We start from the raw sequence: 9,942 nt of genomic DNA on the forward strand, positions 1-9,942 counted from the left end.
TTCAATTATGAAGGGGCCGTTTTCACATTTGCGGGTGCTTTTTACGCGCAGTTCAGGACAACCTCCGATATAGCCTTTTATTCACCCAATATTTAGATTATATTGTTGAAGAGGTGATTCATGTTGTCCGGCTTATTGAAACGGGCTTATCGGGCCTGCATAGACAATCCATGGCCAGTGCTGCTCTTTTTGCTGGGGGCCATCGTACGAACGGTTTATATCGGCTCCATCCCCCAAGGTCTGAATCAGGATGAAGCATCCATCGGATATGACGCCTATGCGATTCTGCATTATGGAATAGACCGCAATGGCATTCATCTGCCGATTCACCTTATCGCCTGGGGTAGCGGGCAGAATGCGCTGTACGCCTATCTATCCATGCCTTTCCTGCTGCTGTTCGGGCTTACACCGCTATCCGTGCGGGCGCTTAGTCTGGTGATGGGCCTTCTTGGCATGATTTTTTTCTACTTATGTATGAGGCAACTGTTTCCATCCAGAACAGCCGGTATTTTCGCCATGTTCTTTATCGCCATCAACCCTTGGCATATTATGATGTCCAGATGGGCGCTGGAGTCCAATTTGTTCCCTACCCTAATTTTAATTGCTGTTTACTTTCTATTGAAATCATTCCAGACTCCAAAATGGTCTTACGGTTTCACCGTAATCATGGCAATTTCGCTTTATGCTTATGGTACAGCTTATTTTTTTGTTCCAATATTTGCTATTTGTTCGGTATTTCTTCTATTGTATAGTAGAGCCCTGAAAATTCGGACGCTTATATGGAACGGTATTCTATTTGTACTCCTTGCTCTGCCTATACTATTATTTATAGTAATTAATCATTATAAGCTTGAAGAGATCACAGCAGGGCTCTTTACGATTCCCAGGCTAACAACGCCGCGGGTGGAGCAGATTTCCTCTGTATTCAGCGGACAATTGCTGCAGACTGCGGCCGGAAACTTTAGCAGCTTCATCCAGCTTATGCGCAGCGGAAGCGATGGACTGCCGTGGAACTCCATTTCTCCTTATGGTTATGCTTATCCGATTGCGCTGCCTTTTGCGTTGCTCGGGCTTATTGTCATGATCCTTGCGCTGCGGACAAACGGGCGTGAGCGTCCACTGCATGCAGTTCTGCTGCTCTGGCTGCTGGTCGCCGTACTGATGTCCTTGATTACAGATGTGAACATCAACCGGATCAATATTATTTTCTATCCGCTGATTATGCTGGTCGCTGTAGGTGCAATGTGGCTGTATCGCAAGGTGAGGTTTGCCGGCATATTGTCTGTTGCTGCTTTCACAGTAATGTTTGGCTTTTTTACAAATGCCTATTTCCGGGAGTTCCCCAAGGAGATCGGTCCGGCTTTTTATGACTCTCTCGGGCCTGCAGTGCAGTATGCATCAGAAGCAAGCAGCGGGGAGATCTACGTCACCAATAAAGTGAATATGCCCTATATTTATGTGCTGTTTTATGAGAAAATCAATCCGCATGACTTCCTGGATTCTGTCCATTACACCAATCCCGGAGATGCATTTCAAATGGTTGACTCCTTTGGCCGGTACAGATTTGGCGATCCGGACATTGTGCCGGGCCATTCGGCATATATCTTTGGGAATAATGAGCCTTTGCCTGCTGTGGCCGGGGATTATACGATTAAGCGCTTCGCCAACTACAGCGTGCTTATCAATAATACAGAAGCAGCGTCTCCAGATGAAGAGGGCGTCCAGGCTGAGATTCCTAATGGAGGCTTTGAAGCGGGAGCCTCAAGCTGGAGCTTTTCAGCGGGAACGGGTATAGCTGCCAATAATCCTTACTCTGGAGCAAGCCATGCTTATCTCGATATAGGTTCAGACAAAAGCATAGTGCAGAACTTTACCGCCCAGACTGGCGTCTATAAATTATCCGTTATGGTGAGCGCCGGAGGGGACGGGGGAAGGATTGGCATCCGGGTAAATGGCGCTGTGCGTACGGAGGCTGAACTGACGGCGGGAGACAAATATCATCCTATTAAACTTCCGGCTGCGACGCTTAAGCAGGGTGAGCAGGCCGAGATTTACATAACCGGCGGGAACGGCTGGATTAACATTGACGAGGTGAGGTTGGAACGATGATCAAGAGTATACGCGCGTCCGCAATCATTGTATTAATGCTGTTATTGTTCACGCTTCCTGTAACAAGCATTTATGCAGAAGGCAATCTATTGCAGAATCCGGGCTTTGAGGATGGGGACAATGGTACTCCTTCGGGCTGGACCAAGGATATGTGGATCTCCGGGGACAGTTCCGGGCTGCTCTCGGTACAGTCGGAAGAGGTCCATTCCGGCAGCAAAGCGGCAGTGATTGAGAATCTGGAGCCGAATCATCTGAAATGGGTGCAGAATATTACGGTTGCGCCGAACAGCTACTACAAGATTTCCGGTTATGTCAAAATCGTCAGCACTGCGGGCCAGGGTCTTGGCGCAAATATTTTCCCGGTAGGCATCGCCAGCGGTTATCCCGCGACCACGGATACTTCCGGAGATTGGCAGTACCTTGAATTCTACGGACAGACCGGTCCGGAGCAAAAAACGCTCGGAATCGGCGCCGCCTTGGGCGGTTATTCCAGTCTTATTCAAGGGAAAGCCTACTTTGATGATCTGTCGGTAGAGCAAGTGGATGCTGTTCCTGACGGAGTCAGTGTCATTTCGCTCGAAGCGCAAGCAGCGGCCCAGAATGCAGGCAGTCAGGCTGCAGAGACGCCGCACAAGGTTTCTCCTGCCAAGCTGCTGCTGCTCTCGGCATTGTTCAGCGTGTTTTTCGCTTTCCTCTATAATAAAGCCTTCCGCAGCAACCGCCTGCTGGGCCAATCGGACGGCATCTATACCCGATGGCTGTATATCGTATTCGGAATCGCTTTTATTCTGCGGATTTGGATTGGTCTGACGGCACAAGGGTATCAGAACGACATGAATACCTTTATCGCCTGGGGACAGCGGCTCGTTGACCTGGGACCCGGCAAGTTTTATGAAGAGGGTTATTTTGCCGACTACCCTCCGGGATATTTGTACATATTGTATCTTCTCAGCCTCATTCGCGGGTTGTTTGGCTTTGCGCATGGCTCGGGCGGAGAGACGCTGCTCTTTAAGCTGCCGGCGATCATTTCGGACCTGGTGCTGGGCTGGTTAATTTACCGCGCAGGCCGCGCGAAGCTTGGCTCCGGCATGGCCATCGGCTTAATGCTGCTGTTCCTGTTCAATCCGGCGGTGCTGATGGATTCTGCCGCTTGGGGACAAGCGGACTCCTTCTTTTTGGTATTCCTGCTGCTCAGTATTATGGGCGCATCCAATAAAGCCTTTGTGAGATCGGCCATCTTTTTTGCCTTAGCCACACTGATTAAACCGCAGGCGCTGATTTTTACCCCTGTGCTGCTGTTTGCTTTTTATCATCACCGGGCATGGAAGCAGCTTGCGCTTGGCGCTCTTTATGGACTGGGGATCTTTGCCGTGCTGGCGGCTCCGTTCTTTTGGAATAACGGCGGATTCGGCGGACTTATAGATTTGTACAAGGGAACCTTGTCTTCCTATCCATATTCTACGGTGAATGCCTTTAATCTATATGCATTGACTGCGCCGATGTGGTCCGCGATTGATTCGATGTGGCTTGGGATCACCTATCGTACCTGGGGTTTTATTTTCATCCTGGCGGCGGTTGTCCTTGCAGCGTATTACTCCTTCAAAAAAGACCGCAAGGAGCTGTCCAAGTCCTTCTTCGTCGGTATGGTTCTGATCGCAGTTGTGTTTGTGTTTGGCACGAAAATGCATGAACGGTATATGTATCCGGCGTTAATTCTAGGCCTGTTCACTTATATCGAGAGCCGGGACCGCCGGTTCCTGACAATCTTTCTTGGATTTACTTTAACGCAGTATCTTAACGTGGGCTATACCTTGGCCCATCTGAATGCCGGCAATAATCCGCCTTCGGACGGGATTGTTCTTGTGACTGCGATTGCGAACATCGCTTTGGTGTTATATATGCTGTATGTCGGGTATGCGGTGTATGTCCGTAAGGAGATCAAGCTTCTGCTCCCGCCGCCGTCAGCGGCAGAGAATCATAAGGCTGATATGGAGCTTGCCGAAGGAATCCGTCCGGTTCAGCAGAGCGGTAGGGTGGGCTTGCTCAGGCTGAAGCGTAAGGACTGGATGTGGATGCTCGGCATTACCGCCGTGTATGCGGCGCTGGCTCTGTTTCATCTCGGCTCAACCAAAGCCCCGGAAACCTTATGGCAGCCTGCCGCCAGCGGCGAGAGCTTCTATGTGGACCTCGGCCAGAGCAGACAGTTGGAGCGCGTAAATATATTCGGAGGAGTAGGTACCGGTAAATTCAAATTGGAGTTCAGCCAATCACCTGATTCCTGGAGCAATCCTTTGGATGTCAATGAGGATGTCGGCAATGTGTTTATCTGGAAAAGCCAGCCTTTGAACGTCGCGGCCAGATACGTGAAGCTGACCGTTACCTCTCCGGGTTTTACTTTGAATGAAATGGCCTTTTACGAGCAGGGAGGAGGCAAAACACCGCTTCCGGTAGCCAGCGTCACGCCGGATGCTTCGGCAGTTGCCAAGAGAGGCGCACCGTCCAACCTGTTTGACGAGCAGGCGCTCATTCCGGAAAACTCCGGTTTCATGAACAGCACCTATTTTGATGAAATTTACCATGCGCGGACAGCCTATGAATACACACATGGCATTGTTCCGTATGAGAATACCCATCCTCCGCTCGGCAAGCTGCTGATCGCTGTAGGGATGGAGCTGTTCGGCGTCAATCCGTTCGGCTGGCGGATTATCGGTACTTTGTTTGGTATCGCCATGCTGCCGCTGATCTACATTATGGCCTTGCGGCTGTTCAAAAAGACCACCTACGCCGCGCTTGCCGCCGGATTGTTCGCACTGGATTTCATGCATTTTACCCAGACGCGTATTTCTACAATTGATGTCTACGGCGTATTCTTCATCATGCTGATGTTCTATTTCATGCAGCGCTACTACACGATGAATTTCTACCGTGTTCCGCTGCGCAAGACCTTGGTGCCGCTGTTCTGGTCCGGTCTGTTCTTTGGCATCGGGGTTGCCTCCAAATGGATTGTAATCTACGGAGGTGCGGGACTTGCGATTATGCTGGCGTTTACGCTGTTTGAGCGCTACAAGGAATATAAAGCTGCGGGGCGTGTGCTTGCCGAAGGCAAAGTAGGTGACCAGGAGCTTAAGGACGCCTGCCGCAATGCAAAACAGCGCTTCTGGAAGAACACCATTGTCACACTGCTCAGTTGTGTGCTGTTCTTTGTCATTATTCCGGTAGTCATTTACAGCTTGTCCTTTATCCCTGTGCTGTCTGTCTCGGCGGAGGGCTATACCATAAAAGGGCTGATTCAGGCGCAAAAGAACATGTACAATTATCACAGCCAGCTTGTTGCCACACATCCGTTTGCTTCATCATGGTGGGAATGGCCATTTATGAAACGTCCGGTATGGTTCTTCAGCGGGGGCGAAGGCCTGCCGCAAGGACAGGTGAGCAGTATCGTTACTATGGGGAATCCGCTGATTTGGTGGACAGGAATCTTCGCCTTGCTGGCCTCGCTCTGGTTGACAGTGAAACGTAAAGACAAGAGCCTGTACATGATATGGATCGGCTTCCTCTCCCAGTATGTGCCTTGGATGCTGGTACCGCGCGAGACATTCCTTTACCATTATTTCGCAATGGTGCCGTTCATGATTCTGGCAATCGTCTATATCTTGAAGCTGTTTGACAGTAAGTACCCCCAGGCAAAAACATGGCGGTATGCATATGTCGCTGTTGCGGCGCTGCTCTTTGTAATGTTTTACCCTGTATTGTCAGGTATGCAGGTCAGCGAAGACTACGTGAAGGTGATGCTGCGCTGGTTCCCTTCTTGGGTATTCTAGCCGGCGATTCAGGCAGCACAAGCTCACAAAAAAATTAGGAGGAACGACAGTGAAAGCCAGATACAGTGTAATTGTCCCCATGTTCAATGAGGAGGAAGTCATTCAGCATACGTACGAGCGTCTCAAGAAGGTAATGGACGAATGCGGCGATTCCTACGAACTGGTCTTCGTCAATGACGGGAGCCGGGACCGGACAGTCGAGATTATGCATGAGGTCAGCAGCCGTGACGAGCATGTCAAGCTGATCGACTTCTCGCGTAACTTCGGGCATCAGGTAGCGATAACGGCGGGGATGGACTATGCTGAAGGCGATGCGGTTGTGGTGATTGATGCGGATCTGCAGGATCCGCCTGAGGTCATTTTGCAGATGATCACGAAGTGGAAAGAGGGCTACGAGGTAGTCTACGCCAAGCGGCTCAAACGCCACGGAGAGACTTTTTTCAAAAAAGCAACCGCCAAGATGTTCTACCGTCTGCTCAGCAGCATGACCAGTGTGGATATTCCCACGGATACAGGGGATTTCCGCTTGATCGACCGCAAAGTGTGTGATGTAATGCGTGGCTTGAAGGAGAAGAACCGTTATGTCAGAGGTTTGGTGAGCTGGGTAGGCTTCCGGCAGACGATGGTGGAATATGTGCGTGAGGAGCGTTTTGCAGGTGAAACCAAGTACCCTTTGAAGAAAATGATCCGGTTTGCGCTGGACGGCATCACCTCCTTTTCGCATAAGCCACTCAAAATTGCGTCATACGTCGGCTTTTTTCTATCGTTCTCCAGCTTTCTTTATTTGTTTTTTGTTTTGTTCCAGAAGGTGTTCACCTCTTGGACCGTCCCCGGCTGGGCCTCTATTGTGGGCGTGAATTTGCTGTTTAACGGTATTGTCTTGATGCTCCTTGGTGTGATTGGGGAATACATCGGGCGGATTTATGATGAATCGAAGGACAGACCGCTGTATATCGTGCGTGAGACCAGGGGCTACAATACAGAGGCTGACATAGAGAGCCTGGACAAGCGGAAGGAAAAGGATTATGTCAGATAAAAAGCTGAACGCGGGATTCATCCAGTTTTTAAAATTCAATGCAGTAGGCTTGCTGAACACACTGATTGATTTTGCGGTATTTACACTGCTGCATTCCCTTGGAATGATGAACACGCCGGCGCAGATTATTTCGTATAGTGCAGGTACAGCCAACAGCTTTTTTTGGAATAAAAAAGTGACCTTCCGTGATCAGGACAGGGGAAGCAAGGATAGCTTTGACCGGATGCAGCTTGTGAGGTTTATCGTGCTTAACCTGGCTGTGCTGGGGATCTCGGTGCTGCTGATGCATTTGCTGACGGACCGTTTTGGCGTACAGGTGCTGATTGCCAAAGTGCTGGTCACCTTCGTGACCGTAATTATCAATTTTTTTGGAAGCCGCAAATGGGTATTCTGAGGTTATCATAACTAACGGAGGTGATTTTCATGCGTAAGTTCTCTTTTTTGCTTATCCTTGCGGGGATTCTTATCATGCTGTATCCAAAAGCGAACGAGTGGTACAACGATTGGGAGCAGCAGAAGCTGCTGGAAGAAGCCGAACAGGCCTATAGTGAAGTTACGCCCGCTCCGCCGTCAGGATCAGACCTGAGCAAGCCGTATGCGGCAGTTACCAAGCTGCTGTCAGAGGAATCATCTGCGAATGAACAGGCAGAAGCAACTGAATCGCCAGCTCCGGACATTCAGGTAGGCGGCAAGATCATCGGAATTATCCAAATTAACAAAATCGACCTGAAGCTGCCTATCCTTGAAGGGGCAACCAAAGCCAATATGAAGCATGCCGCCGCCCATATGAAGGAGACAGCACCGATTGGTGAGGTCGGCAATGCCGCAATTGCAGCCCACAGATCAAGAACAACAGGGAGACTCTTCAACAGATTGAACGAAGTCGAAATTGGCGACACCATTTCCGTTACAACAAGCAGGCAGGATTTCAAATACGTTGTTTATGATATCTCTATCGTGGAGCCTACAGATATTTCGGTGCTAAATGGGCATAACGATGACAAAATACTTACCCTGATTACATGTGATCCATTGGTCAATCCAACCCACCGGCTGATCGTGCATGCTAAGCTAGTTATATAAAAATTCAACTAAAAATAGTGTGAATCTAGTGATTTGGGTCTTGAATATAGAGATAGATATGGTACTATGTAACTATAAAAGCTAAACACGATAACGGCAAACCTATCGAAAGATAGGGACGCAAAGCTAAAGGGCCTTCCCGCTATGGATGGCAGCCAGCTACCGAATGAAGAGGCTTTTTTTGTTTGTTCTTAAGCTAAATCTAGTAACTTCTAGTAGAAGTAAGAACAGATAGAACTTATACGATAACGGCAAACCTATCGAAAGGTAGGGACGCAAAGCTAAAGGGTCTTCCCGTTAAGGATGGCAGCCAGCTACCGAAAGGAGTTTTATCCATGAAGAAATTCTTTTTTACATTATTAACATTGTTTGTAGTTGCTACTTCCGTTCAAGCGGGATCTGTTGAAGCCGCAAGCACGGACACCGGCTGGTTGAATACAGCTCAATTGGATCAGGGTGTTATCTCGGTATCCTATGCCGTCCCTAAGGACAAGCGTGTCAAGCTTATGATCACCAAAGACAACAACAGCTACACTTACAACCTCTATGCCTCCAGACAAACCGAAACGTTCCCGCTGCAGCAAGGCAATGGTTCTTATAAAGTATCTGTACTTGAGAACACCACCGGTAACAAATACAAAGTGATTTCTTCCGAAACCGTAGATCTCAGTCTGAGCAATGCAAATGCCGTATATCTGGGCTCCGTACAGAACGTGAAATGGAGTTCTTCCGATACAACAGTTCTGAAGGCTAAGCAACTAACGCAAGGTCTGACAACTGACGAAGCAAAGGTAAAAGCGATATACAACTATATTGTGTCTAACGTAAAATACGACTACACCTTGGCCTCCAATGTTTCAACGGACTACATCCCTAACAATGACAATACACTCCTCACCAAAAAGGGGATCTGCTACGACTACGCTTCATTGTTTGCTACCATGCTTCGCAGTGAAGGCATTCCAACTAAGCTGGTTATGGGGAACTCAAGCTACGTTACTACCTATCATGCTTGGAACGAAGTCTTCCTTAATGGCAAATGGGTAATTATTGATACGACTGTAGATGCAGGATTGGCGAAGAACAGCCAGACAACAGGATTGATCAAAGATGCAAGCAAATATACTGCAGCTAAGTTCTATTAAGAACAAGCAGTTGTTTTCATAATCTAGCCTAATTCATAGATAACCCGCTTAAATATTAAGTGGGTTATTTTTCTTTGTTTATAGGGGTTGCTTTTTCATAGGGTTATGAGGTATTATGATTAAGCGTTGTTAGAGCGCGGCAAAAGTTAATAAGAAATAGCTGAATAAGTTGTTTCGAAAAAAACTGTTGCGTTTCTGAAATCAATGTGATATATTATAAGAGTTGCTGCTGACGTGAACACCGTCGTGGGCAACGAGCTTGATCTTTGAAAACTGAACAACGAGTGAGTATCGGAAATCACTTCGGTGATTCCAAAATGAGAATTTTAATTCTCGTCAGATGTTTCAAAATGAGCGAATCGCTCTTTCTATACTGCATTCTCTTCATCCACTCAAGTTTGAGTTGGACCCAAGAGAATGCAGGCGACGCTTGCTTCGCAAGCGTCCTTATTGGAGAGTTTGATCCTGGCTCAGGACGAACGCTGGCGGCGTGCCTAATACATGCAAGTCGAGCGGAGCTTATCCTTCGGGGTAAGCTTAGCGGCGGACGGGTGAGTAACACGTAGGCAACCTACCCTGTAGACTGGGATAACTACCGGAAACGGTAGCTAATACCGGATAATTCCTTTCTTCTCCTGAAGGAAGGATGAAAGGCGGAGCAATCTGCTACTAGAGGATGGGCCTGCGGCGCATTAGCTAGTTGGTGGGGTAACGGCCCACCAAGGCGACGATGCGTAGCCGACCTGAG

At 48.6% G+C, this 9,942-nt stretch carries 6 protein-coding genes, 1 rRNA gene and 2 riboswitches; all 7 genes read left to right on the forward strand.

Going from position 1 to position 9,942, the window contains the following annotated elements:
* Positions 1 to 120: 120 nt before the first annotated feature.
* Complete coding sequence (locus ACX1DY_RS28665; RefSeq protein ID WP_458967531.1) at positions 121 to 2,109, forward strand: glycosyltransferase family 39 protein; 1,989 nt, start codon at positions 121 to 123, stop codon at positions 2,107 to 2,109.
* A complete protein-coding gene (locus tag ACX1DY_RS28670) occupies positions 2,106 to 5,930 on the forward strand; it encodes a phospholipid carrier-dependent glycosyltransferase (RefSeq protein WP_458967532.1) in 3,825 nt (1,274 codons plus the stop codon). The genes ACX1DY_RS28665 and ACX1DY_RS28670 overlap by 4 nt, the downstream gene beginning before the upstream one ends.
* A gap of 49 nt (positions 5,931 to 5,979) precedes the next feature.
* Positions 5,980 to 6,966 (forward strand): glycosyltransferase family 2 protein, encoded by a 987-nt coding sequence (locus ACX1DY_RS28675; RefSeq protein ID WP_458967533.1) that lies wholly within the window; start codon positions 5,980 to 5,982, stop codon positions 6,964 to 6,966.
* Positions 6,956 to 7,360: a GtrA family protein gene (locus ACX1DY_RS28680; protein ID WP_458967534.1), complete on the forward strand. Its 405-nt coding sequence runs from the start codon at positions 6,956 to 6,958 to the stop codon at positions 7,358 to 7,360. Before ACX1DY_RS28675 ends, ACX1DY_RS28680 begins: the two co-directional genes overlap by 11 nt.
* A gap of 29 nt (positions 7,361 to 7,389) precedes the next feature.
* Entirely contained in the window at positions 7,390 to 8,049 is a 660-nt protein-coding gene (locus tag ACX1DY_RS28685; protein ID WP_458967535.1) for a class D sortase, read from the forward strand.
* Positions 8,050 to 8,134: 85 nt separating this feature from the next.
* A riboswitch (cyclic di-GMP riboswitch) is annotated at positions 8,135 to 8,216 on the forward strand.
* Positions 8,217 to 8,289: 73 nt separating this feature from the next.
* Positions 8,290 to 8,371, forward strand: a riboswitch (cyclic di-GMP riboswitch).
* A 13-nt stretch (positions 8,372 to 8,384) separates the two neighbouring features.
* Complete coding sequence (locus tag ACX1DY_RS28690) at positions 8,385 to 9,194, forward strand: transglutaminase-like domain-containing protein (RefSeq protein ID WP_458967536.1); 810 nt, start codon at positions 8,385 to 8,387, stop codon at positions 9,192 to 9,194.
* A 447-nt stretch (positions 9,195 to 9,641) separates the two neighbouring features.
* Positions 9,642 to 9,942 (forward strand): 16S ribosomal RNA (locus ACX1DY_RS28695); the annotation flags it as partial.

The organism is Paenibacillus sp. BAC0078, from assembly GCF_054483875.1.